At 37.7% G+C, this 24,744-nt stretch carries 23 protein-coding genes; 5 read left to right on the forward strand and 18 right to left on the reverse strand.

The window, feature by feature from the left end:
* Positions 1 to 2: 2 nt before the first annotated feature.
* From gmk to EKQ63_RS20620, 4 genes are all read right to left on the reverse strand, one after another.
* Positions 3 to 620, reverse strand: a complete 618-nt coding sequence (gene gmk, locus EKQ63_RS20605; RefSeq protein ID WP_001257738.1) for a guanylate kinase — start codon at positions 618 to 620, stop codon at positions 3 to 5.
* Between the two features lie 13 nt (positions 621 to 633).
* Complete coding sequence (gene remA / locus EKQ63_RS20610; protein WP_001251458.1) at positions 634 to 897, reverse strand: extracellular matrix/biofilm regulator RemA; 264 nt, start codon at positions 895 to 897, stop codon at positions 634 to 636.
* Between the two features lie 67 nt (positions 898 to 964).
* Positions 965 to 1,840: a YicC/YloC family endoribonuclease gene (locus EKQ63_RS20615; protein WP_087954484.1), complete on the reverse strand. Its 876-nt coding sequence runs from the start codon at positions 1,838 to 1,840 to the stop codon at positions 965 to 967.
* A 100-nt stretch (positions 1,841 to 1,940) separates the two neighbouring features.
* Positions 1,941 to 4,664, reverse strand: coding sequence for a calcium-translocating P-type ATPase, SERCA-type (locus EKQ63_RS20620; RefSeq protein WP_143881472.1), 2,724 nt, complete (start codon positions 4,662 to 4,664; stop codon positions 1,941 to 1,943).
* Positions 4,665 to 4,769: 105 nt separating this feature from the next.
* Between EKQ63_RS20620 and EKQ63_RS20625 the strand changes: the two genes are divergently transcribed.
* Together EKQ63_RS20625 and EKQ63_RS20630 are read left to right on the forward strand one after the other, a co-directional pair.
* Positions 4,770 to 6,479, forward strand: coding sequence for an Rqc2 family fibronectin-binding protein (locus tag EKQ63_RS20625; protein WP_087954482.1), 1,710 nt, complete (start codon positions 4,770 to 4,772; stop codon positions 6,477 to 6,479).
* A 344-nt stretch (positions 6,480 to 6,823) separates the two neighbouring features.
* Positions 6,824 to 7,894 carry a M24 family metallopeptidase gene (locus EKQ63_RS20630; RefSeq protein ID WP_087954481.1) on the forward strand — a complete coding sequence of 357 codons (1,071 nt, stop codon included), beginning with the start codon at positions 6,824 to 6,826 and terminating at the stop codon, positions 7,892 to 7,894.
* Positions 7,895 to 8,012: 118 nt separating this feature from the next.
* Here the strand turns inward: EKQ63_RS20630 and EKQ63_RS20635 are convergent, their stop codons facing one another.
* Both EKQ63_RS20635 and EKQ63_RS20640 read right to left on the reverse strand, forming a co-directional pair.
* A complete protein-coding gene (locus tag EKQ63_RS20635; protein ID WP_087954480.1) occupies positions 8,013 to 8,381 on the reverse strand; it encodes a YoqO family protein in 369 nt (122 codons plus the stop codon).
* Positions 8,382 to 8,396: 15 nt separating this feature from the next.
* The gene (locus tag EKQ63_RS20640; RefSeq protein WP_143881473.1) at positions 8,397 to 8,828 is read right to left on the reverse strand and encodes a YoqO family protein; all 432 of its coding nucleotides are present in this window, start codon (positions 8,826 to 8,828) and stop codon (positions 8,397 to 8,399) included.
* A gap of 95 nt (positions 8,829 to 8,923) precedes the next feature.
* Between EKQ63_RS20640 and EKQ63_RS20645 the strand changes: the two genes are divergently transcribed.
* From EKQ63_RS20645 to EKQ63_RS20655, 3 genes are all read left to right on the forward strand, one after another.
* Positions 8,924 to 10,309 carry a hypothetical protein gene (locus EKQ63_RS20645; protein WP_143881474.1) on the forward strand — a complete coding sequence of 462 codons (1,386 nt, stop codon included), beginning with the start codon at positions 8,924 to 8,926 and terminating at the stop codon, positions 10,307 to 10,309.
* Between the two features lie 167 nt (positions 10,310 to 10,476).
* Positions 10,477 to 10,731, forward strand: coding sequence for a YbeF family protein (locus tag EKQ63_RS20650; protein WP_087954478.1), 255 nt, complete (start codon positions 10,477 to 10,479; stop codon positions 10,729 to 10,731).
* Between the two features lie 22 nt (positions 10,732 to 10,753).
* Positions 10,754 to 11,431: an HAD family hydrolase gene (locus tag EKQ63_RS20655; RefSeq protein ID WP_087954477.1), complete on the forward strand. Its 678-nt coding sequence runs from the start codon at positions 10,754 to 10,756 to the stop codon at positions 11,429 to 11,431.
* 39 nt (positions 11,432 to 11,470) lie between these two features.
* On the opposite strand, the gene pyrE is transcribed toward EKQ63_RS20655, so the two are convergent.
* The 12 genes from pyrE to lspA all read right to left on the reverse strand — a co-directional run bounded on the left by pyrE (position 11,471) and on the right by lspA (position 24,679).
* Positions 11,471 to 12,103: an orotate phosphoribosyltransferase gene (gene pyrE, locus EKQ63_RS20660; RefSeq protein ID WP_000711446.1), complete on the reverse strand. Its 633-nt coding sequence runs from the start codon at positions 12,101 to 12,103 to the stop codon at positions 11,471 to 11,473.
* On the reverse strand, positions 12,100 to 12,816 hold the full coding sequence (gene pyrF, locus EKQ63_RS20665) for an orotidine-5'-phosphate decarboxylase (RefSeq protein WP_143881475.1): 717 nt from the start codon (positions 12,814 to 12,816) through the stop codon (positions 12,100 to 12,102). Before pyrF ends, pyrE begins: the two co-directional genes overlap by 4 nt.
* Positions 12,801 to 13,730, reverse strand: coding sequence for a dihydroorotate oxidase B catalytic subunit (gene pyrD, locus EKQ63_RS20670; RefSeq protein ID WP_001081057.1), 930 nt, complete (start codon positions 13,728 to 13,730; stop codon positions 12,801 to 12,803). The genes pyrF and pyrD overlap by 16 nt, the downstream gene beginning before the upstream one ends.
* Positions 13,727 to 14,506: a dihydroorotate oxidase B electron transfer subunit gene (gene pyrK, locus EKQ63_RS20675; protein WP_000983358.1), complete on the reverse strand. Its 780-nt coding sequence runs from the start codon at positions 14,504 to 14,506 to the stop codon at positions 13,727 to 13,729. The genes pyrD and pyrK overlap by 4 nt, the downstream gene beginning before the upstream one ends.
* Positions 14,503 to 17,721 carry a carbamoyl-phosphate synthase large subunit gene (carB, locus tag EKQ63_RS20680; protein ID WP_001126108.1) on the reverse strand — a complete coding sequence of 1,073 codons (3,219 nt, stop codon included), beginning with the start codon at positions 17,719 to 17,721 and terminating at the stop codon, positions 14,503 to 14,505. Before carB ends, pyrK begins: the two co-directional genes overlap by 4 nt.
* Complete coding sequence (locus EKQ63_RS20685; protein ID WP_000828682.1) at positions 17,706 to 18,803, reverse strand: carbamoyl phosphate synthase small subunit; 1,098 nt, start codon at positions 18,801 to 18,803, stop codon at positions 17,706 to 17,708. The genes carB and EKQ63_RS20685 overlap by 16 nt, the downstream gene beginning before the upstream one ends.
* Positions 18,800 to 20,086, reverse strand: a complete 1,287-nt coding sequence (gene pyrC, locus EKQ63_RS20690; RefSeq protein ID WP_029439620.1) for a dihydroorotase — start codon at positions 20,084 to 20,086, stop codon at positions 18,800 to 18,802. Before pyrC ends, EKQ63_RS20685 begins: the two co-directional genes overlap by 4 nt.
* A complete protein-coding gene (pyrB, locus tag EKQ63_RS20695) occupies positions 20,070 to 20,984 on the reverse strand; it encodes an aspartate carbamoyltransferase (RefSeq protein WP_143881476.1) in 915 nt (304 codons plus the stop codon). The genes pyrC and pyrB overlap by 17 nt, the downstream gene beginning before the upstream one ends.
* 148 nt (positions 20,985 to 21,132) lie before the next feature.
* Positions 21,133 to 22,416: a uracil permease gene (uraA, locus tag EKQ63_RS20700; RefSeq protein ID WP_000435929.1), complete on the reverse strand. Its 1,284-nt coding sequence runs from the start codon at positions 22,414 to 22,416 to the stop codon at positions 21,133 to 21,135.
* 146 nt (positions 22,417 to 22,562) lie between these two features.
* A complete protein-coding gene (gene pyrR / locus EKQ63_RS20705) occupies positions 22,563 to 23,105 on the reverse strand; it encodes a bifunctional pyrimidine operon transcriptional regulator/uracil phosphoribosyltransferase (RefSeq protein ID WP_001156491.1) in 543 nt (180 codons plus the stop codon).
* 202 nt (positions 23,106 to 23,307) lie between these two features.
* Complete coding sequence (locus EKQ63_RS20710; protein ID WP_000005835.1) at positions 23,308 to 24,216, reverse strand: RluA family pseudouridine synthase; 909 nt, start codon at positions 24,214 to 24,216, stop codon at positions 23,308 to 23,310.
* Between the two features lie 4 nt (positions 24,217 to 24,220).
* Positions 24,221 to 24,679, reverse strand: coding sequence for a lipoprotein signal peptidase LspA (gene lspA, locus EKQ63_RS20715; RefSeq protein WP_000642177.1), 459 nt, complete (start codon positions 24,677 to 24,679; stop codon positions 24,221 to 24,223).
* Positions 24,680 to 24,744: the final 65 nt, after the last annotated feature.

Here is a 24,744-nt window from a genome sequence, read left to right on the forward strand (position 1 = left end):
AATTATAGACCCTCCGTCATTTCTTTATAATATTTTGCTACTCTTTCGCGGCGGCAATGTTCGCCAACCACAATTGCTTTAATTCTTTCACAAGCTAGTTCAACTTGGTCGTTTTCTACAACGTAGTCGTAAGCGTCCATCATATCAATTTCTTCTTTCGCTACCGTTAAACGATTTTCAATAACATCTTCAGTTTCTGTACCACGACCGACAATTCGGTTCTTTAGTTCAGATAAACTTGGAGGTGCTAAGAAAATAAATACACCTTCTGGGAAAGCTTTCTTAACTTGAATTGCTCCTTGCACTTCAATTTCTAAGAATACATCTTTTCCTTCTTGTAATGTTTTTTCAACGTAGTCAATTGGTGTTCCGTAATAATTACCTACGAACTCAGCCCACTCAAGTAATTTTTCATTACGAATCATTTCCTCAAATTCTTCTCTCTCTTTAAAGAAATAATCCACACCATCCACTTCACCTTCACGTGGCTTACGTGTCGTTACTGAAATGGAGTACTGAAAACGTGTATCCTCATGACTAAACAGCTCTTTTCGAACCGTTCCTTTACCAACCCCAGAAGGTCCTGAAAGAACGATGAGCAATCCTCTTCTACTTCTCATAAATATGTAAAACCTACCCTTCCTCACTTAACTCTTCTTTATTATTCAAACGATGTGCAATCGTCTCCGGCTGAATTGGACTTAATACAACATGCCCATCATCCATAACAATAACCGCCCTTGTTTTTCTCCCATACGTAGCATCAAGCAAAGCATTATGTTCGCGTGCTTCCTGTACTGTTCGTTTAATAGGAGCTGACTCCGGACTTACAATAGCAATAATTCGATGAGCAGATACAATATTTCCGTATCCAATATTTAAAAACCGCATGGCCATAGTTTGCGCCTCCTAGTAAGTCTATCCGATTTCTCCACCACGTATAACTTTATATATTTTTTGAAAGCTACTCAATATTTTGTACTTGTTCACGAATTTTTTCAAGGTTATTTTTCATTTCTACAACATATTTTGAAATTGTTAAGTCATTTGCCTTAGAACCAATCGTATTAATTTCTCTATGCATCTCTTGCACGATGAAATCCATTTTCCTTCCAACAGGCTCTTCAATCTGCAGTGTTTCATGGAATTGTTCTAAATGACTTTGCAAACGAACTAACTCTTCGTGAATATCACAACGCTCAGCAAAGATTGCAACTTCAGTTAGCAATCTTTGTTCATCTAAATCTTGATTATGTAATTCCTTTAAGCGATTTTCTAATCGTTCACGATATTTTTGTGTAACAATTGGTGCATGCGGAATAATAGCATTTACACAATTGTGAATCTCTTGTAAGCGATACGCTATATCTTTATGTAATCGTTCTCCTTCGCCATCTCTCATCGTTTTTAACATATGAGCAGCTTGGCGAACAGCCTCATATAAACTGTTCTCAAATTGTTCATTTACGTTTTCTACCTCTTCAATCGCTGTTACTTCTGGCATTGCCATTAATTGCTCGAGTGTAATAGAATCTTGTAATTGAAATTTCCCTTTTATATCTTTCATAATCGATTGGTACTGCTCAAGAAGCGACCAATTCACACTTAATTTTCTTTCAACAAGCCCTTCACCCGCTATACTAATAGACACTTCAATACGTCCACGGCGAACTTGCTGTGCAATTATTTTACGAATTTTGTCTTCAAATACCATCATTTGCTTCGGTAGTCGAATACTCATCTCTAGAAAACGGTGGTTCACCGATTTCATTTCTACTGTAATTTGAAAAGTATCACTCTCTACTTTCGACCTTCCAAATCCTGTCATACTACAAATCATTTTTTATCACATCCAAGCCATGAAATAACTCAATGAAAAAGGTAATAGAGACAAGGCTCTACTACCTTCTGTAAATTATATCACATTTTCATATCATTGACTATTTCAAGTTTAATCCCTTCTTATATAATATTGACTTTTCCTTCTTCCCCTTTTTCCCTGTTAATAAAGAGCCTACTAATAAAAAGGTCGGAATTGACGATAAACCTCCAATTAGCAACCAATCTCTCGCTTGTATTGGCATCGTGCTAAAAATCGGTTGTAACGGTGGATAATATATAACGACTAGCATGAGTAGTAATGAAATGATAACCGCTCCTACTAAATACACATTTCCAAACGGATTGCGGTGGAAAACAGAATGCTCACTTCGGCAATCAAATACATGAATCAGCTGAGCAAGTACCAACGTTGCAAACGCTACAGTTTGTGCATATTTCAGTTCATTTGGATGTTGATTATACGCAATAATAAATGCTACTAGCGTCACTGCCCCAATTAGAAAGCCACGACTTATAATTTTCCAGGCAAGCCCTCTAGCAAATACCCCTTCTTTCGGATGACGCGGCGTTCTCTTCATCACGTCTCCCTCGGCCTTATCCAAACCTAATGCCATCGCCGGTAAACCGTCAGTAACTAAATTCACCCATAAAATTTGAATTGGAACCATCGGCAGCGGTAATGCAAGTAACATGGCAAATAACATGACCAAAATTTCTCCAACGTTCGATGCTAATAAATAACGAATAAACTTACGTATGTTCTCGTATATATTTCTACCTTCTTTAATTGCTGATTTTATCGTAGCGAAATTATCGTCCAGCAATACGAGAGAAGAAGCTTCTTTTGCAACATCTGTCCCTGTAATTCCCATCGCTATCCCAATATCCGCAGTTTTTATAGCCGGAGCATCGTTTACTCCATCACCTGTCATCGCGACTATATGTCCTTTATTTTGCAACGCCTTAACAATTTTCAATTTATGTTCTGGTGATACACGAGCAAATACATACGTATCTTCTACAACATTTTCTAATTCTTCTACATCCATAGTTGCAAGTTCTACCCCTTCAACAACGCGTCCACCTGGTGGCAAAATGCTTAATTGTTCTGCAATCGCCATTGCAGTCACTTTATGATCACCTGTAATCATCACTGTTCGAATACCAGCTTCTCTGCACTCTTTTACTGCCTGCTCTACTTCTGGTCTTGGCGGATCAATCATTCCTTGTATGCCAACTAACATAAAATCTTTTTCAACGTCTCTTTCATGTTCAATTGAGTCTGTTACTTTTAAAGGCTTAAAAGCAACTGCAATGGTTCGAAGTGCTTGACTACCTAAGCTATGAATAGCCGCCTGTACTTCTTTTCTATACAACTCACTTAATGGTTGCTGCTTATCCCCCCATAAAATCGTTTGACTCATTTGCAGAAGGACATCTGGTGCTCCCTTCGTAACGACAAACTTTTTACCCTCTCGATCTCGTACAATAACACTCATCATTTTTCGAGTTGAATCAAACGGAAATTCACGAATAATTTCAAATTTCCCTTTCAGCGCCTCACGCGTTATCCCCGCTTTCATTGCTGCAGCTACAAGCGCTCCCTCAGTTGGATCTCCATCTAATACATACGCCTTTTTCTTTTGAATAATATTTGCGTTATTGCATAACGAACCAAATGTAAGTAGTTGATAAAGTGATTTCATCTTAGCTGGATTAATTTCTTTTTCACCTTTCATAAACGAGCCATTAGGTTCATACCCTTGGCCTGTCACTTTCCACAACTCTCCACCTGACCACATATGTGTTACCATCATCTTGTTTTGCGTCATCGTTCCTGTTTTATCAGAGCATATAACAGAAGCGCAACCTAACGTTTCTACTGCTGGTAACTTTCTTACAATCGCTCTCTTTTTTATCATACGCTGTACACCAAGCGATAAGGCTACTGTAACAATTGCTGGCAATCCTTCTGGAATTGCAGCAACAGCTAGCGACACACCCGCTAAAAACATATGATACACTTCATTCCCTTGATACACACCGGCTAACACGACAAGCGCTGTCAAAACAAGAGCGACAATAATTAATATTTTTCCGAGTTGCTCTAATCTTCTTTGCAGTGGTGTTTCCATCTGCTCTGCATTTTGTAACATATTTGCAATTTGTCCCATCGCTGTATTCATACCCGTTGCTACAACGACTCCTGTTCCAGACCCTCGTGTAATCATCGTACCCATAAAAGCCATATTTTTTTGATCACCAATTGAAACATCTTGCCCTTGCAATGCTTCTACTTTCTTCTGCACGGGTACTGACTCTCCTGTCAAAGCCGATTCTTCAATATATAAACTCGACGCCTCAACAAGACGTACATCAGCTCCAACACGATCGCCACTAGAAAATTTAATAATATCACCTAAAACGAGTGCTTTAGACGGTGCCTTTACCCACTTTCCATTTCGCAGTACAGTTACTTGCGGGGCGGCTAGCTCTTTTAAAGCTTCCAATGACTTTTCAGCCTTTCTTTCTTGAAAAAAGCCGAGAATACCATTGATAATAACAATTGCCACAATCGCAATAGAATCAATGTATTCCCCTAAAAAGGCCGAAACGATTGTTGCACCAAACAAAACAAGCACCATAAAATCTTTAAATTGCGCCAAAAATACCATTAGTGCAGAAGGCCTTTTCGCTTCATCTAGTTCATTTGTACCAAATTTTTTTATTCGCCCTTCTGCTTCTTTCTCTGTAAGTCCAACCTTCACATTCGTATTCGTTCTTTCTTCCACTTCATGTGCACGCATTCCATACCAGTTCATCCTGCTATCGACCTCCTGATTCCAGACATACTCTATTGAAAGCTTATTCAGCCTCGTCCAAAAAAATGCTATAATTAACTTTTAGTTAGAAAGGAGTGTTCAATTATGGCATTCGATGGATTATTTACAAGAGCGATTACACATGAAATTGCAAATTCTCTTTACACGGGAAGAATTTCAAAAATATATCAACCTTCAAAATACGAGATTTTATTACATATTCGAGCAAACGGAAAAAATCAAAAACTGATTCTTTCCGCTCATCCGACATATGCACGTTTACACTTAACAAATCAAAGTTACGATTCACCTGCACTTCCACCAATGTTCTGCATGCTTCTTCGTAAGCATTTAGAAGGTGGATTCATTGAAAAAATTGAACAAATTGATTTAGAGCGTATTATTCAAATTACCGTTCGTAGCAGAAATGAAATTGGTGATGAATCGCTAAAAACATTAGTAATTGAAATTATGGGACGACATAGTAACATCATTTTAGTAGACACAAAAACAAACAATATTTTAGATAGCTTAAAACACGTTTCTTTAGCAGTAAACCGACATCGAACTGTATACGCTGGGGCTGAATATATTGCACCACCAGCACAACATAAAATTAACCCACTTCAGATCGAAACAAATGATGAATTTATTAGACCGCTAGACTTTCTATCTGGAAACATGGATAAACAGCTAGTCGGAACCTTTACCGGAATATCGCCATTATTCGCAAAAGAAGTCGTGAAAAAAGCAGGTATGGTAAATGAAAAAGCATTAGCTGACGCATTTTTCTCCATACAAAAACCATTATTAACTCATACATATTCACCAACAATGACTACTTCAAATGGGAAAGAATTTTTCTACCTTTTCCCTCTTGCACATTTGCAAGGGGAAAACAAGACGTTCTCATCTGTTAGTGAATTGCTAGACCGTTTCTTTTTCGGAAAAGCAGAGCGCGACCGTGTAAAACAGCAAGCTCATGATTTAGAGCGCTTTATGCAAAACGAAAAAAATAAAAATGAGAAAAAACTCATTAAACTAGAAAAAACATTACAAGATGCTGGAAAAGCAGATAAATATCAACTATTTGGAGAACTACTTACAGCCAATATGTACGCTTTGAAAAAAGGCGATAAAGATATTGAAGTCGTGAACTATTATGATGAAAATGGCGGAACTGTAAAGATCGCATTAGATCCTTTAAAAACGCCATCTGAAAATGCACAACGCTATTTCCAAAAGTACCAAAAAGCGAAAAATTCAGTTGTTGTTGTAGAAGAACAAATCGAAAAAACAAAGGAAGAAATTCTTTATTTCGATAGCTTACTTCAACAAATGGAAGCTGCTTCTTCAAAAGATATTGAAGAAATTCGTGAGGAATTAGCTGAAGAAGGTTATATGCGCAATCGTAAAACGAAAAACGGAAAGAAAAAGCCTACTAAACCAGTATTAGATAAATATTTGGCTACTGATGGTACAGAAATTTTCGTCGGTAAAAACAATAAACAAAATGATTATTTAACAACGAAATTTGCCCGCCGTGATGAAATTTGGTTACATACGAAAGACATACCTGGTTCTCACGTTGTCATTCGTTCTTTAGAACCTGCTGAAGAAACTTTACTAGAAGCCGCCAAAATTGCTGCTTATTACAGTAAAGCAAAAGAGTCTAGTTCTGTACCTGTTGATTTCACCAAAATACGCCATGTGAAAAAACCGAGTGGTGCAAAACTTGGTTTTGTTACGTACGACAATCAGCAAACTGTTTATGTAACACCAGATGCTGATACTGTAATGAAATTAAAAGCTTAAATAAAAAAATGCGCTGCTTGTATGCAGCGCATTTTTTATATGTTTTCAATTTCTTTGCTATATCCATTCAATATTGTCAAAAAAATTGACAGTATCATTTCACATTTGTATAAATTTTTTTACAGTATGTAAATAAAGTACAAATGTAACTCCAATCATTGCTTTTCCCATCCCCCTTGCTATTTATTAAAGCAATCTGGATTTTATGAACAAACCGTCTCCCACAAATTGCGGGCTATATTTTATCTCCCCTAAAATATATGTTGTCCCTACTACCCTTTCTTCAAATCTACATTTTGGCACGCTATTTGCTTTATTCAATACTATGAATAGGAGGAATTAACATGACTTTAAAAATCAATAAAATCCAAAATCAACTACAGAACTACGAAATTGACGGGTTACTTATTACAAAAAAAGAAAACCGCCAATATGCAACAGGCTTTACAGGTAGTGCTGGCGTCGTCTTAATCTCTGCCGATCAAGCTGTTTTTATAACAGATTTCCGCTATGTAGATCAAGCAAAGTCACAAATACAAGATGCTGAAATTATTATGCATAAAGGAATTTTAGAGGAAGAAGTTGCAAATCAAGTATCGAAATTAAACATTCAAAAACTTGGAATCGAAGAAAACAACATGACATTGCAACAATATAAAAACTTGCAAAAATACGTACAGGCGGAAATGATTCAAGTATGCGAAATTATCGAAAATATTCGTATCATTAAAGACACGTCTGAAATAGAAACAATGAAAATTGCAGCTAATATCGCGGACGAGGCATTTCATCACATCCTTACGTTTCTAAAACCGGGAATAAGTGAACATGATGTACGAGATGAGTTAGAATTTTTCATGCGAAAAAAAGGTGCTGCCTCTTCATCATTTCAAATTATTGTAGCTTCTGGCGTTCGTTCTTCTCTTCCACATGGAGTTGCATCAAATAAAATAATTGAACGAGGCGACATCGTGACATTAGATTTCGGTGCACTTTATGACGGATACTGTTCCGATATAACACGTACTGTAGCAATCGGGGAACCATCAGAAGAATTTAAAAAGATATACAATATTGTACGAGAAGCATTAAAACGCGGAACTGAAGCGATTAAACCTGGAGAAACTGCAAAACGTATCGATGATATAACGAGAAACTACATTACTGAGCATGGATACGGTCAATATTTTGGACATTCTACTGGTCATGGTCTTGGATTAGAAATTCATGAACCACTTCGCCTATCCCAAGAAAGTAAAGCTACTTTAGAAGAAGGTATGGTCGTTACAGTTGAACCAGGTATTTACATACCAAACTGGGGCGGTTGTAGAATTGAAGATGATATCGTCATTACAAAAGATGGATATGAAGTTATTACAAAATCAAATAGAGAACTAATTGTAATCCCTTGTTAATATTTCGAAATTTTCAACCTGTTTTTTCTCTACACATAGAATTCCTTCTCTGGAGTATTCCGTTTAAAGAGGGGAATTGTAAATGAGAAAATGCCACCGAATAAGATGGCATTTTCTTTTATTCATTAACGAATAACTTTTCGTTTACTGTTTTAGTGACTACCGCTACCAACATTAAAATGCAAATTAAATATAGCAATTTCGCAAAAAATAGCCACCCTTGAAACATTACAATCCCATCTATTATCTCATTTCCCGTCAGTAACAAAAACGAAATCATACTAATAATAATGACAAACTCGATGCTGAAAACAATTTTCTTTTTTCGGCTGTATGCTTTCCACTCGTCCCAGCGATACATAGGAGCAAAAACCAATCCCCCTATACATAATATAACTGGCACCCATGCACTGTTAAGAAATTGTCCTGAAATAACTGATAATAGCAAACAAACGAGCACACCATAATACCCTATTTTCTCTCTCATTCATACTCCCCCATTCTACTTCTCCCTTAATATGTAACTTGCTATACTTATAACAATTCTTAGAAAAATAACAACTATAATTACAAGATAAAGACCTTTTGCAGAAGACATCCATTCTTGAAAATTAGACATTTTCTCCATTTGTTTCTGACCCTCTATTAAAATACCCCCTGCGAACAATGAGCAAACAACGATGATACCTATCATAATTCCGATACTTTTCTTACTATATTGTTTCATACCATCCCAGTTATATAAAAGTATAAATACAAACCCGAAAACAGGTATAATACCGATCCATTCATTGTTTGTAAATAGCTTTAAAATGATTAATAGAATACAAGATATGATAAATCCCCAAAATCCAATTTTTTTGTGCATAAGCCCTCCTTTAATTCCATTTTTAGGATTAATTGTATTGTAACATCCATTTTTTATTCTTACCATTACATGAAATTTCACCTTTTTTCTGTTTCTTATACTCACATACTTTCACTACTTTCATACAATAAACTACACGATTGCCTAAGGATGTGAATGTTATGGGAGTTGAATTAACGCTATTACACGCTCTCTATATTATTTGTTTACTCACTATTATTACCTTTTTTATTCTCCGAAAAGATACGACAATTATTTGTATCGTTTTTATCTTTTTATTAGCATTAACTGCTACAAGTTCTATCCCTCTTGCTATTAGCGGTATTTTTCAAAGTTTTATTTACGCCATTACTGAGCTATTACCAACTATATTAATCATTTCCATTATCGTATCCATGAGCAATTTACTCGTTCATACCGGCATAAATGATACGATGATTTCACCATTTACAAAGATGATTCGTACCCCTACCCTCGCCTACTGGATTATCGGCCTTTTAATGATGACAATTTCTTTCTTCTTTTGGCCTTCTCCAGCTGTCGCCTTAATGGGAGCTATTTTATTACCGGTTGCTGTACGCGTCGGTCTCCCGCCAATTGGAGTGGCAATTGCTATGAACTTATTCGGTCATGGGATTGCTTTATCCGGCGACTTCGTTATACAAGGCGCACCAAAATTAACCGCAGACGCTGCTGGTCTCCCTGTTTCCAGCGTCGTATCTGCAAGTGTTCCACTCGTTATCGTTATGGGCGTTGTGACAACTTCCGCCGCTTTTTTCTTCTTACGAAAAGAGTTCCATACAGGCTTATCTATACAAAAATCTATTCCATCAACTGCGTCTTCTAAAACGCTCACTTCATTATCTCCTCGTATAAAAAAATGGCTCGCTATTTGTATTCCGATCGTATATATCATTGATATCCTTTGCATGATTCAATTTAAACTACAAGGAAGTGACGCAACTGCACTTATCGGTGGAACAACTGTTATTATGATTATCATCATTTCTCTCATCGCCTACAAAGGTAATGGATTAAATAAGACGACCGATTATTTTATAGAAGGGCTCCAATTTGGCTTTAAAATTTTCGGACCAGTTATTCCTATCGCTGCACTCTTTTATTTAGGAGATAGTGGCTTTGTGAAAATTATCGGGGACTATTTACCGAAAGGTTCACACGGAATCATTAACGACTTAGGGATCGCCTTATCTCAAACTGTTCCTTTAAATCAATATGTATCGGCAGGGACATTAACTATCGTTGGTGTCATTACCGGCTTAGATGGTTCAGGCTTTTCAGGGATATCGCTTGCTGGTTCCATTGCCAATCTTTTCGGAACAGCACTTGGACATGGAACAGCTACATTAACAGCACTCGGGCAAATTGCAGCTATTTGGACCGGGGGCGGGACGTTAATTCCTTGGGCACTTATTCCTGCCGCTGCTATTTGTAAAGTGGATCCATTTGAACTCGCGCGTCGAAACTTTTTACCAGTTTTGATTGGCTTAATTGTCACCACGATCGTTGCGATGTTTATTCTATAGCGTAAGCAAGTTTTCTCCTGCTTACGTTTTTTGCTTGTAAAATTCATCATGAATTATCAGTTTTCAAGAGGGATTCGTTATTACTTAGCGAAATTATATTAGGAGAGTAATTATTTCAAAACGTTTACGAGAAACAGATTACTGCAATTAGAAAAGGGGACATACCTATGAATGAATTGATTTTCGTCTTATTAATTTGTCCGTTATTTATCTTTATCCTTTCTGTTGTTGGAACCCGCAAGACGAAAACGTATTACGTCATGCCGATTGTAACGTTTGCTAGTTTTTTAATAATAGGTGTTATCGCCTTTACTCCGAAGTTTTTCTTTTGGGTTGGCATGTATAGCATCTTCTCATTTATTGTTTCTTATATGACTCTATTGTTTGTGAGAGGTTATGAAGTTGTGGAAAACGCTAAATAGTTCTTAACAAGGAGATTATACTATGATTTTCTTTGATATTGATGGAACTTTACTTAATTACGACAATGCTGAGGAAAATGGCATCTCACATTTCTTCCAAAAGTATAATGATATTTTTTTAGGAAACGAATTAGAGGCCATGAAGCTATGGCATGAATTATCCGATAAATATTTCAACAAATTTTTATCCAAGGAATTATCTTTTCAAGAACAACAAGGGATGCGAATGTATCATTTATTTAAAACATATGGAGTAAACGTATCACCCGAAGAATCTCAGCATAGATTCAATCAATATATAGAACTATATAAGAAAAACTGGACCCTGTTTGAAGATGTACTCCATACATTACAAACCTTACAGCAAAGAGGACACTCATTAGGTATCATTAGTAATGGTGACTATGAACAACAAATCGAAAAATTAACTGCTCTAAACATTCTACAATATTTCAAATATATTTTTACTTCTAGTGAACTCGGGATATCAAAACCAGACCCTGAAATATTTCACAAAGCCGTATTACAATTGAATCTTGAAATGAAAGATTGCTATTATATTGGCGATCGATTAGAGACTGATGCAATTAGTAGTACAGCAGCTGGAATGCAAGGGATATGGTTAAATCGGGATAACTCGCAACCCAAGTACAATATTCCTACTATATGCTCTTTACATGAAGTTTTAACAGTGATATAAAAAGACGACCGCGTTCCCCCGCAGTCGTCTTTTTTCGTGTTACGCTGTGATCCAAGCTTCGTTAGCTGGATCTTTACGCCACTCTTGTAATTTTTTCGTTTCAGCTTGTCCGATCATACCTTTTTCTGCTGCAACTTCAGTTAATGCACTGTAGTCGCTTAAAGAATATGATGCTACGTTAGCTGCTTCTAATTTTTCTTTTCCTGCTTCAAGCTCGTATGTGAAGATTGATACGATTCCTAATACTTCACAGCCAGCTTCGCGAAGTGCTTCAACACATGTAATAGCACTACCGCCAGTTGAAATTAAGTCTTCTACGACTACTACTTTTTGACCTTTTTCAGCTTTTCCTTCGATTTGGTTCCCTTTACCGTGACCTTTTGCTTTACTACGTACGTAGCACATTGGTAAATCCATACGATCGCTTACCCATGCAGCGTGCGCAATACCAGCAGTTGCTGTTCCTGCAATAACTTCTACAGTTGGGAAGTGCTCTTTAATTAACTCTTCTAATCCAGCTGCAATTGCTTGACGTACTTTTGGATAAGATAAAGTTAAACGGTTATCACAATAAATTGGTGATTTCATACCTGAAGACCATGTGAATGGATCATTCGGTTGTAAAAATACTGCTCCAATTTCTAATAAATGCGATGCGATTTCTTTTTTCATACTGTTACACCTTCCCACTGTTGTTTTACTGTTTTATACGCTTCAAGCGGATTTTCTGCTTTTGTAATACTACGTCCAACTACGATGTAGCTTGAGCCAAGTTCCCTCGCACGTTTCGGTGTTGCTACGCGCACCTGGTCATTTACATCATCGCTTGCAAGACGAATCCCCGGTGTTACTGTTACAAATTCATCTCCGCATACTTCACGTAATTTTGGAACTTCAAGCGTTGAGCAAACAACGCCATCAAGTCCACTTTCTTTCGTTAATTTTGCATAATGAGCAACCGCTTCTTCTAACGTTTTCGCAATGCCAATCTCTTTTTTCATCATAGCTTCCGAAGTGCTTGTTAGTTGTGTAACTGCAATACAAATCGGTCTCTCTCTTCCTTCTTGCTTACCTTCCTCTAATCCCTCAATCGCAGCTTTCATCATGCTGCTTCCCCCAGCAGCATGAACATTTACCATATCTACATCTAGACTAGCTAGGCTACGCATAGCGCTTTTTACTGTATTCGGAATATCATGAAGTTTTAAATCTAGAAAGATCTTATGTCCTTTTTCTTTTAAGTACGTAATAATTGCAGGGCCTTCTTTATAAAATAACTCCATACCAACTTTGACAAATAACTCTTCCCCTTCAAAGTGGCGCAAGAATTGTTCTACATCTTGTTTCCCTGGAAAATCTAGTGCAACGATTAACGACTGTGACATGTTTGCTTCCAGCTCCTTCCTTGACATTCCGAAATGTGATCAAATCCTAATTCATCTAGTAATGCTGGTAACTCTTCAATAATTGTCGGACATACGAACGGATCGATAAAGTTCGCTGTACCTACTGCAACTGCGCTTGCGCCAGCGTAGAAGAATTCAATTACATCTTCCGCTGTTTCAATACCGCCCATTCCGATAATTGGAATGTTAACCGCTTGACTTACTTCATGTACCATACGAATTGCTACTGGCTTAATCGCAGGACCTGATAATCCGCCTGTACGGTTTGCTAAAATTGGTTTAGCTGTTTTTAAATCTAGACGCATACCAAGCAATGTATTAATCATCGTTAAACCATCTGCACCTGCATTTTCAATCGCTTTTGCAATTTCCACAATGTTTGCCACGTTCGGTGACAACTTCACGTATACAGGTACTTCAGAAACCTCTTTTACCCGCTTCGTTAAATCAGCAGCAATTTCAGGATTTGTACCAAAGGCGATACCACCTGTTTTTACGTTTGGACAAGAAATATTTAATTCTAGTGCATGGACATTAGGCGCTTTAGAAATTTCCTTTGCAACCGCTACGTAATCCTCAGCTTGTGAACCTGCAACGTTTGCAATGATTGGAAGGTCAAATTGTTCTAACCATGGTAATTCAGAATTCATTACTTTTTCTAATCCTGGGTTTTGAAGTCCGATTGCATTTAACATGCCTCCCGGTGTTTCAGCAACACGAGGCGTAGGATTTCCATAGCGTGGTTGTTCTGTCGTCGCTTTAATCATGATTGATCCTAGTACACTTAAATCGTAAAACTGTGCATATTCACGACCAAACCCAAAGCATCCAGATGCTGGTATAATTGGATTTTTTAATGATAATCCCGGTAATTCAACTTGCAATCTGTTCATAGTACAACCTCCCCGATTGGAAATACTGGTCCGTCGCTACACACCTTCTTGTAAGAATGTCCACTTGGATCTTCTTGTAAGTGGCATACACATGCGAAACAAGCTCCAATACCACAGCCCATACGTTCTTCTAATGAAATATAGGCTTTTTTCTCTTTGTAACGTCCTTCTAATGCACGAAGCATCGCTAACGGACCACATGAATAAAGAATATCAAAGTCAATTCCGTAATGATCAATTACATCTGTGACAAATCCTTTTGTACCGTGTGTACCGTCTACTGTCGCAACGTACGTATCACCAAGTTCTGCAAATTTTTCTTCATAGAAAACTACATCTTTCGTTTGAAAACCTAAGATGTGAATCACACGTACACCTTTTGCAACGAGGCGCTGTGATAATTCATAAAGTGGTGGTACACCAATTCCCCCGCCTACTAGTAAAGCTGTTTGACCAGCTTCTGCTTCTTCTACAGGAAAACCGTGTCCTAATGGTCCTAATACATCTACCATTTCACCTTGTTTTCTAGTTGCTAATGTTTTTGTCCCTTGTCCTTCCGCACGATATAGCATTGTAAATTCGTTCTTCTCTTGATCTACATTACAAATACTAATTGGGCGGCGCAGAAGGGGTGCAATGCCCTCTGCCACCTTAATGTGTACAAACTGCCCTGGTTCGTTCATTTGCTGTACTAAAGTTCCTTGAAGCACTAATTCGTAAATGTTTTTTGCGATTTCTTTTTGATTAACGACGATCATATTTTGCTTTTGCATCATGCATGTACCACCTCGTGACGCTTTGTTTGCGTAATTTCTTTCATTGAATGAGCTGAGAATGTCATAGATTCTAATACTCGTAAGATTGCTCTCGTTGTATCAAGTGATGTTAAGCAAGCCACACCATTTTCTACTGATTCACGGCGAATGCGGAAACCATCACGCGCTGGTTGTTTGCCTTTTGTTAATGTATTGATTACAAACTGTGCTTTTCCTTGACGGATAATATCAAGTAAGTTGTATTCTTCAGAATCAATTTTATTAACAACTTGCACTGGAATGTTTTGCTCTGCTAACGATTGTGCTGTTCCAGCTGTTGCTAATAAGTTATAGCCGATTTCGTGGAAACGTTTTGCAATTTCCATTGCTTCTTCTTTATCTTTATCCGCTACAGTAATGATTACTGATCCGTGCGTTGGGATGTTAATTCCTGAAGCAACTAACCCTTTGTATAATGCTTTTTCAAGCGTTAAATCTTTACCCATTACTTCCCCTGTTGATTTCATTTCAGGTCCTAATGTTGTATCAACTGAGCGTAGTTTCGCGAATGAGAATACCGGAGCTTTTACATATACTTCTTTCTCTTCTGGGTGATAGCCCGTTCCGTATCCTTGCTCTACTAGGTCTTGCCCTAAAATAACTTTCGTTGCAACGTTTGCCATTGGTACACCTGTAATTTTACTTAAGAATGGTACTGTACGGCTCGCACGTGGATTTACTTCAATTACGTACACTTGATCTTTGAATACTACAAACTGGATATTTAGTAATCCAACAATGTTTAATCCTTTTCCAAGTGCAATAGTATGTTCAATGATTTGTTCTTTTAATTTTTCAGATAAGCTTTGTGGTGGATATACTCCAATTGAGTCACCAGAGTGAACTCCAGCGCGTTCAATATGTTCCATAATACCTGGAATGAATACATTCTCACCGTCTGAAATTGCATCTACTTCAATTTCTTTACCGACCATGTAACGGTCGATTAATACTGGGTGATCTGCGTGAACTTTAACTGCATTTTTCATGTAGTGCAGTAGTTCTTCTTGACGATATACGATTTCCATCGCACGTCCACCTAGTACGTAAGATGGTCTTACTAATACTGGGTAACCAATTTCTTCTGCGATTGCTACCGCTTGTTCTACAGTCGTTGCTGTTTTACCAACTGGTTGTGGGATACCAAGTTTTGTTAAAGCAGCTTCGAATTTATCACGATCTTCTGCACGGTCTAAGTCTTCAAGTGATGTTCCTAAAATCTTCACACCATGTTCTTCTAATTTTGCCGCTAAGTTAATTGCCGTTTGTCCACCGAACTGAACGATAACACCTTCTGGTTTTTCTAAATCGATGATGTGCATTACATCTTCAATCGTTAATGGTTCAAAGTATAATTTGTCAGAAATACTGAAGTCTGTTGAAACAGTTTCTGGGTTATTGTTAATGATAATTGCTTCATATCCAGCTTCTTTAATTGCCCATACTGAGTGAACTGTTGCATAGTCAAACTCAACACCTTGACCAATGCGGATTGGACCAGATCCTAGAACTACTACACTCTTACGATCTGTTACAATTGATTCGTTCTCATCAGCGTATGTGCTGTAGTAATACGGTGTTGCAGATTCAAACTCTGCCGCACAAGTATCTACCATTTTGAATACTGGCGTCATATTATTTTCTTTACGCATATCGTAAATTTCGCGCTCCGTTTTGTTCCAAGCTGCTGCGATGTAGTGATCGCTGAAGCCCATTTCTTTTGCAGTTTGTAGTACTTCCATATTTCCTACATTCGCTTTTACTTCGCGTTCCATATTTACGATGTTTTCAACTTTTTGTAAGAAGAAGAAGTCCATTTCACACCATTCGTTAATCTCTTCTTTCGTTACACCTTGACGAATTGCTTCTGCTACGATAAACAGTCGCTCATCATCTGCTTTAATAATGCGTTTTTTCATTGTTTCTTTATCAAGTTCTTTTAAGTGGTCTAATTCTAAGTGATAAATGCCAAGCTCTAAAGAACGAACCGCTTTTAATAATGATTCTTCTAAGTTACGTCCGATTGACATAACCTCACCAGTTGCTTTCATTTGCGTTCCAAGTGTTCTGTTCGCTGATTCAAACTTATCAAATGGCCAGCGTGGAATTTTTGAAACAACATAGTCTAATGCTGGCTCGAAGCAAGCGTAAGTTTTTTGTGTTACCGGGTTTACGATTTCATCTAATGTTAAGCCGACTGCAATTTTCGCTGCTAATTTCGCAATTGGATATCCAGTTGCTTTAGATGCCAATGCAGATGAACGACTTACACGTGGGTTTACTTCGATTACATAGTATTGGAAGCTATATGGATCTAGTGCAAGCTGAACGTTACATCCACCTTCAATTCCTAGTGCACGAATAATTCGTAATGAAGTATTACGTAACATTTGGTATTCACGGTCGCTTAGCGTTTGGCTCGGTGCTACAACGATAGAATCACCTGTATGAACACCAACTGGATCGATGTTTTCCATGTTACATACTACAATCGCGTTATCATTTGAATCACGCATTACTTCATATTCAATTTCTTTACAACCAGCAATACTTTTCTCTAATAAACATTGTGTTACTGGGCTATGTTTTAAACCACTTGTTACGATTTCAATTAACTCTTCTTCGTTATGGCAAATTCCGCCGCCCGTTCCGCCTAATGTGAATGCTGGACGAACGATTACTGGATAACCAATTTCGTTTACAAAGCCATATGCTTCATCAAGGTTATGAATAATTTCACTTGGTGGTGTTGGTTCATTTAAATCTTGCATTAATGTACGGAATAAATCACGATCTTCCGCTTGCTCGATTGCTGATAATTTTGTTCCTAAAATTTCAACTCCGCATTCTTCAAGTACGCCTGATTTTGCAAGTTCAACAGCCATGTTTAAACCTGTTTGACCGCCTAATGTTGGTAAGATTGCATCTGGACGTTCTTTACGAATGATTCGGCTTACAAATTCTAATGTTAAAGGCTCAATGTATACTTTATCTGCTGTTGCAGTATCTGTCATAATTGTCGCTGGGTTAGAGTTAACAAGGATTACTTTGTAACCTTCCTCTTTAAGAGATTGACAAGCTTGTGTTCCAGAGTAGTCAAACTCCGCTGCTTGCCCAATTACAATTGGTCCTGATCCGATTACTAAAATTGTGTTAATGTCTAGGCGTTTTGGCATAACTCTTCCCCTTCTTTCTTGAAGTTTTCAATCATTGTTAAGAAATCTTCGAATAAATCATTTGCATCTTCTGGTCCTGCTGAAGCTTCTGGATGGTATTGAACTGTAAATGCTGGGAACTTCTTATGACGAAGACCTTCTACTGTTCCATCATTTAAAGCAACATGTGTAATTTCAAGTTCTGTATTTTCAACTGATTCTTCTTCTACTGCGTAACCATGGTTTTGAGATGTAATTGCTACTTTTCCAGTTGCAAGATTTTTTACTGGATGGTTTAAACCACGGTGACCGAATTTTAACTTACTTGTATTCGCACCAGATGCTAAAGCGAATAGTTGGTGTCCTAGGCAAATTCCGAATAAAGGAACTTTACCGATAATGTCTTTTAACATTTCGATTGCTTCTGGTACATCTTTTGGATCCCCAGGTCCGTTACTTAACATAATTCCATCTGGGCTAAGGCGTAAAATTTCTTCAGCTGTCGTGTTGTAAGGAACTACAATTACATCACAATCACGTTTATTTAATTCTCTTAAAATACCATGTTTCATACCGAAGTCTACTAATACAACACGATGTCCGCGGCCTGGGCTTGGGTATGGATCTTTCGTTGATACGCGTTTTACATGGTCTGTAAATACTGTCGCTTTTAATTGGCTTACGATGTATTCTACATCTGCATCCATGTTACAAAGGCGTCCGCGTAATGTACCGTATTGACGAATTTTTCTCGTTAATTTTCTCGTATCAATTCCTGCTAATCCTGGAATGTTTCTTTCTTTTAAATAGTCATTTAACGAAATTTCATTACGGAAGTTTGATGGGTGATCACAAATTTCGTTTACGATTAAACCATTTACAGATGGGTGAATCGATTCAAAATCGTCACGGTTGATGCCGTAGTTTCCGATTAATGGGTACGTGAATGTTACAATTTGACCGCAATATGATGGATCAGATAATGTTTCTTGATATCCAGTCATTCCTGTTGTAAATACAACCTCACCTGACTTTTCGATTTCTCCTCCGAAACCTGTTCCAATTAATACTGTTCCATCTTCTAAGATAAGTTGTCTTTTCATACTAATGCACTCTCCTTTTGCCATGCGATCTTACCACCAACGATTGTCATTACCGGCCATCCTTGGCATTTCCAACCTGCGAATGGTGTGTTTTTTCCTTTTGATAAGAATGTTGTTGGATCAATCTCTTCTTCTTGTTCTAAATCAATGATTGTAATATCAGCTGTTCTACCTTCTTTCAGGCGACCTGCTTCTAAGCCGAATGTATCAGCTGGCTTTTCTGTTAAGAATTGAATTAACTGTTCTAGTGTAATAATTCCTTTTTTCACAAGGTTTGTGTATAGAAGTGGGAATGCTGTTTCAAAACCAGTAATTCCGAACGGTGCTCTTTCAATTCCTTGCGCTTTCTCTTCCGCTGTATGCGGTGCATGATCAGTTGCAATCATATCGATTGTTCCATCTAATAAACCTTCAATTAATGCTGCATGATCTTCTTTAGCGCGAAGCGGTGGGTTCATTTTAAAGTTAGGATCAGCTGATGGGATATCATCTTCACATAACACTAAGTGATGGGGTGTTACTTCTGCTGTTACTTTAATTCCAGCGCGTTTCGCATCACGTATAACACGTACAGATCCTTTCGTACTTACATGACATACGTGATAGTGACAATCTGCCGCTTCAGCAAGCAGTATATCCCTTGCAATATGTACAGATTCACATACTGATGGGATACCGTTTAATCCGTGTTTCTCAGAAAACTTCCCTTCATGTACACAACCTTTATTAATAAGAGTATTCTCTTCACAGTGCGCAACTACTGCCATATTTAATTTCGCTGCACGTTTCATAGCAGCTAACATCATGCTAGCATCTTGTACACCTACACCGTCATCAGTGAAAGCAAATGCTCCAAGTTCTTTTAACGTTTCGAAATCTGTCATTTCAGAACCCGCTTGACGTACTGTAATTGCTCCATATGGTAGTACGTTAACATGCGCTTTTTCTTTAATACGATTTTGTAAGTCTTCCATATGTTCTCTGCAATCTGGTACTGGGCGTGTATTTGGCATTGCGCAAATTGTTGTGAATCCACCTTTTGCCGCTGCTAGCGTACCTGTTTCAATTGTTTCTTTATGTTCACCACCTGGTTCACGAAGGTGTACGTGTACATCTACTAATCCAGGTGCGATTAACTTTCCGTTCACATCGATTACTTCAGCATTATCTGCCGTAATATTTTCTGCTACCTTAGCGATTTTACCGTCTTGTACGAGAAGATCCGTTGCTACGATTTTTCCTTCTTCATTCATATAACGACCATTTTTAAACAAATAATTCATGTTTCATTCCTCCTAATACATTTGGTAAGGCGCGTTTTAGTACAGCCATTCTTACGTAAACTCCATTTTCCATTTGTTTAAATATGCGTGAACGCTCACACTCAACAAGTTCACTTGCAATTTCAACATCTCGGTTTACAGGAGCTGGATGCATAATAATGCTTCCTTCTTTCATACGCTTTTCTCTTTCCACTGTTAATCCGTGTTTCTCATGATACTCTTTCATAATGTCTGTTTCATAGTGATCATGACGCTCATGTTGTACACGAAGTAACATCATTACATCCACTTCCGGAACAAGTTCATCTAATGGTTTGTATGTTCCAAATGTGTTGTCTTCATCTTTCCACTCTTCTGGACTTGCAAAGTAAATTGTTGCACCTAGCTTCGTTAATGCTTCTGCATTAGAACGCGCTACTCGGCTATGACGAACATCTCCTACTATTGCAATCTTCAAACCTTCAAATTTTCCAAACTCTTGTTTAATTGTAAGAAGGTCGAGTAGGCACTGCGTTGGGTGGTTTCCACATCCATCTCCAGCGTTTAAGATCGGGATATTCACCTGATCTTTTAGTTCATCGAAGTAGCGATCTTGCTCATGGCGGATGACCACTGCTTTTGTTCCGATTGATTCTAGTGTTCTTATCGTATCGTATAAAGTTTCTCCTTTTTGTACGCTAGATGCATCAGCTGAAAAGTTTAAAACATCAAGTCCTAATCTCTTCTCAGCAACTTCAAAGCTAAATCTCGTTCTCGTACTATTCTCAAAGAACAAGTTTGCAACAAAAGTTTGCTCTGTCGTTTTGCTCTCTTTTCCATTCGCAAAATCTTCTGCGTCTTTTAGGATTTCTGAAATTTCTAATTCCGATAATTCACTCATCGTTAACAAATGGCTCATCGTCATCCCTCATCTTTCTGATTTTTATGTTACCACTTTTGTATTTTTATAACAACATTTGCATAAAAATACCCTAATCGTGTGAGACTAGGGTGCAAGAAAGAAGCCACCCTTTCCGGTCTCACAGGACTGAATTAAAAGGTTATTATTATGAAGCAATCTGCTTAGATTGTTTTATTTGTTTCGTTTCTGGTAGTAGTAGATTTAACAGTACACCTACAATTGCTGCTAGTGCCATTCCTTCTACTTGGAATGATTCTCCTACGTGAAGTACCGCTCCACCAATACCGATTACTAGTATTACTGATGCAATCATTAAGTTTCGTTTGTCACTTAAATCTGTTTTATCGTCTACCATCATGCGTAATCCGCTTGATGCGATTACACCGAATAGTAAGATTGATACACCACCCATAACTGGTGTTGGGATCGAATGAATCAGTGCAGAAATCTTACCGATAAATCCGAACATGATTGCGAATACCGCTGAACCGATGAATAAGTATACACTGTACGCTCTTGTAATTGCTAGCACACCGATGTTTTCACCATACGTTGTATTCGGTGGTCCACCGATTAGTGATGCGATTAATGTGGCTACTCCATCACCGAAGATTGAACGGTGTAAACCTGGTTTTTTAATTAAATCTCTTTTAATAACATTTCCTAATACAATTTGATGTCCGATATGTTCTGAAATTGTTACTAGTGCAACTGGTACCATCAAGAGTACAATCTTCCATGAAAACTCTGGTGTGTATGTTACAAATGGTACTGTGAAATCTGGTACAACAAACCATTTTGCCTCAGCTACCGGCTTTAAGTCTACTAGCCCTTGGAAGTAAGCGAAAATATATCCGCCGATAATGCCAAGTAACACTGGTATTATACTGAAAAATCCTCTTCCGAATATTGAGCATATGATTGTAATTGCTAATGTTACTAATGCTACTGAAAAGTGTGTAAAGCTATATTTGCCATCCGCACCATTCATCGCCATGTTAACTGCTGTATGTGCTAAAGCTAGCCCGATTACCATTACTACTGGACCAACTACGATTGGTGGTAGTAATTTCATAATCCACTCTGATCCTGATTTCTTAATTCCGAGTGAGATTAAGATGTATACAAGTCCTGCTAGCAAACCACCAAGCATTGCTGCTCCGGGTCCCCCTGCCGTTTTCGCTGTTATAATCGGTGCGATAAAGGCGAATGATGATCCAAGATAGGCAGGTACTTGACCTTTCGTTATAAGAAGAAACGCTAACGTTCCTAATCCACTTGATATTAATGCTACTGACGGATTCAATCCTGTTAAAAACGGAACAAGCACTGTTGATCCAAACATTGCGAACAAATGTTGTATACTTAAAAATAACCATTTTCCCGGTTTCGGTACTTCATTAACGTCTAACACTGGCTTTTGTTCCATTGTTACATCCTCCTTCAGTTTAAATCTTTGCAATAAAAAAACTCTTTGTGCCTGTGCACAAAGAGTCCTACACTTTCGTATGCCAAATTTGACATATGAAAGCCAAGACCCTTTGGCAGCCTCACAGGACTACATTTAAAAGGGCTTTACTTATCGTATATGCTTACTCGATCTTGTTGATCTGTCTCTTGCAAATCAACTTCGATACGCTCTTCACTTGATGTTGGAATGTTCTTTCCTACATAATCAGCGCGAATTGGTAGTTCACGATGACCTCTATCAACAAGAACCGCTAGTTGGATTTGTGATGGTCTACCTAAATCCATAAGAGCATCCATTGCTGCTCGAACAGTTCTGCCTGTATATAATACATCATCCACAAGGATAACTTTTTTCTTCGTAATATCTACAGGGATATCAGAACCTTTTACAAGTGGTTCTTTATTTTTCGATTGTAGTGTTAAATCATCTCGATATAACGTAATGTCTAACTCTCCAACTTCCATTTCTTTTCCTTCAATTTGACCAATTCGTTCTGCCAAACGTTGTGCAATAAAAATTCCACGAGTTTTAATTCCGACAAGAACACAATTATCGACACCTTTATTTCGTTCCACGATTTCATGACTAATTCGTGTTAAAGCGCGGCGAATCATTTGGTCATCTAAAACGACAGCTTTCTCTTGCATGCTCTACACCTCCAAGCTTTTTTCTTGCGTGAGAGTAATGGTATAAAAAAAGTCCTCTCAGCGTGTGCGAGAGGACTTTTGAAAAAGGGTACAGCATACCCTATGTATTTCAAACCGTTACCTTCTCAACCTCACGGGGCTGTGTTAAAGGATCATTATTTAACTGTTGTCAGTATCTCAGTTTTCTTATGATTTGTCAATACTATTTTCGTAAAATATTTAATGCGTCTTCAAACACTTCTGGAATCGGTGCCTCAAACTGAATATATTCACCAGTACGAGGATGGTCAAATCCTAAAATACCTGCGTGAAGTGCTTGTCCATTCATGTCTAATGTTTTCTTTGGTCCATACTTTGGATCTCCTGCAAGTGGATAGCCAATATATTTCATATGAACACGAATTTGGTGTGTACGCCCTGTTTCTAAGCGACATTCTACAAGTGTGAAATCTTTGAATCGCTCTAACACTTGGAAATGCGTAACAGCATGCTTACCATTTTCATCAACCGTCATACTTTGACGTTCTTTCTTATCACGAGCAATCGGAGCATCAATCGTTCCTTTATCATGCGGAATAACACCGTGTACAATCGCTTTGTAACGTCTCGTTACTGTTTTTGCTACAAGTTGATTTACAAGTGATTCGTGTGCCATATCATTTTTAGCAACCATTAATAAGCCTGATGTATCTTTATCAATACGATGCACGATACCTGGGCGCATTACACCGTTAATGCCCGATAAGTCTGTACAATGGTGCATAAGACCGTTCACAAGCGTACCACTTGTATGACCAGGCGCTGGATGTACAACCATACCACGTGGCTTATTAACAACTAATACATCTGCGTCTTCATAATAAATTTCTAAGTTCATATCTTCTGGCTGAATATCTAACTCTTCTGGCTCAGGAATCGTCACTGTAATTTCATCATTTTCTTTAACTTTATAATTCCCTTTTACAGCTTTTCCATTAACTGTCACAACGTCATCTTTAATCCATTGCTGTACTTGTGTACGTGACCATTCATTATTTATTCCTGCAACGAATTTATCAATTCGCTCATTTTTTTGTTCTTCTGCAACTGTTACTTGTACTACTTCACTCATTCAATTACTCCTTCGTTTTCTTGCCTTCTAATAATGTTTGAATAATAATTAATACAACACCAATACATAATGCCGAATCAGCGATATTGAATACTGGATAGTTGTACGAGAAAATATACACGTGAATGAAATCCACTACTTCTTGTCTAAATACACGATCAATAAAATTACCAATTGCTCCGCCTAAAATTAGACCTAATGAAATTCCTAGAAGCTTGTCTGTTTTTGCATATTTTTTCATATAAAATACGATAAATGCTACAAAAACGACTGTAATAATGTAGAAAAACCACATTTTATTTTCTAAAATGCCCCAGGCAGCTCCTCTATTTCGATGTGATGTTATGTATAATACATTATCGATAATCGGAATGCTCGTACCCAATTCCATGTTCTTTACAATTAGCCATTTCGATATTTGATCGATGGCAATGACAAATAACGCTATTACATAATATATCATTTTCATTTCCCCCACAAAGACAGTGTACCTCAAAATTTTAGCATAGCTGCAACCTTTTCACAATG

Source organism: Bacillus sp. BD59S (genome assembly GCF_007363175.1).
In the GTDB taxonomy this organism is placed as follows: domain Bacteria; phylum Bacillota; class Bacilli; order Bacillales; family Bacillaceae_G; genus Bacillus_A; species Bacillus_A pacificus.

Coding starts and splice junctions, on each gene's coding strand:
- EKQ63_RS20685 (WP_000828682.1), bottom strand. CDS start 18,803: ATGAAAAGACAACTTATCTTAGAAGATGGAACAGTATTAATTGGAACA.
- pyrB (WP_143881476.1), bottom strand. CDS start 20,984: ATGAGCCATTTGTTAACGATGAGTGAATTATCGGAATTAGAAATTTCA.
- pyrC (WP_029439620.1), bottom strand. CDS start 20,086: ATGAATTATTTGTTTAAAAATGGTCGTTATATGAATGAAGAAGGAAAA.
- EKQ63_RS20655 (WP_087954477.1), top strand. CDS start 10,754: ATGATTTTCTTTGATATTGATGGAACTTTACTTAATTACGACAATGCT.
- pyrR (WP_001156491.1), bottom strand. CDS start 23,105: ATGCAAGAGAAAGCTGTCGTTTTAGATGACCAAATGATTCGCCGCGCT.
- carB (WP_001126108.1), bottom strand. CDS start 17,721: ATGCCAAAACGCCTAGACATTAACACAATTTTAGTAATCGGATCAGGA.
- EKQ63_RS20630 (WP_087954481.1), top strand. CDS start 6,824: ATGACTTTAAAAATCAATAAAATCCAAAATCAACTACAGAACTACGAA.
- uraA (WP_000435929.1), bottom strand. CDS start 22,416: ATGGAACAAAAGCCAGTGTTAGACGTTAATGAAGTACCGAAACCGGGA.
- remA (WP_001251458.1), bottom strand. CDS start 897: ATGGCCATGCGGTTTTTAAATATTGGATACGGAAATATTGTATCTGCT.
- pyrF (WP_143881475.1), bottom strand. CDS start 12,816: ATGTCACAGTCGTTAATCGTTGCACTAGATTTTCCAGGGAAACAAGAT.
- pyrK (WP_000983358.1), bottom strand. CDS start 14,506: ATGATGCAAAAGCAAAATATGATCGTCGTTAATCAAAAAGAAATCGCA.
- lspA (WP_000642177.1), bottom strand. CDS start 24,679: ATGATATATTATGTAATAGCGTTATTTGTCATTGCCATCGATCAAATA.
- EKQ63_RS20710 (WP_000005835.1), bottom strand. CDS start 24,216: ATGAGTGAAGTAGTACAAGTAACAGTTGCAGAAGAACAAAAAAATGAG.
- EKQ63_RS20615 (WP_087954484.1), bottom strand. CDS start 1,840: ATGATTTGTAGTATGACAGGATTTGGAAGGTCGAAAGTAGAGAGTGAT.
- EKQ63_RS20640 (WP_143881473.1), bottom strand. CDS start 8,828: ATGGTAAGAATAAAAAATGGATGTTACAATACAATTAATCCTAAAAAT.
- EKQ63_RS20635 (WP_087954480.1), bottom strand. CDS start 8,381: ATGAGAGAGAAAATAGGGTATTATGGTGTGCTCGTTTGTTTGCTATTA.
- EKQ63_RS20650 (WP_087954478.1), top strand. CDS start 10,477: ATGAATGAATTGATTTTCGTCTTATTAATTTGTCCGTTATTTATCTTT.
- EKQ63_RS20620 (WP_143881472.1), bottom strand. CDS start 4,664: ATGAACTGGTATGGAATGCGTGCACATGAAGTGGAAGAAAGAACGAAT.
- pyrE (WP_000711446.1), bottom strand. CDS start 12,103: ATGAAAAAAGAAATCGCATCGCATTTATTAGAAATTGGAGCAGTATTT.
- pyrD (WP_001081057.1), bottom strand. CDS start 13,730: ATGAACAGATTGCAAGTTGAATTACCGGGATTATCATTAAAAAATCCA.
- EKQ63_RS20625 (WP_087954482.1), top strand. CDS start 4,770: ATGGCATTCGATGGATTATTTACAAGAGCGATTACACATGAAATTGCA.
- EKQ63_RS20645 (WP_143881474.1), top strand. CDS start 8,924: ATGGGAGTTGAATTAACGCTATTACACGCTCTCTATATTATTTGTTTA.
- gmk (WP_001257738.1), bottom strand. CDS start 620: ATGAGAAGTAGAAGAGGATTGCTCATCGTTCTTTCAGGACCTTCTGGG.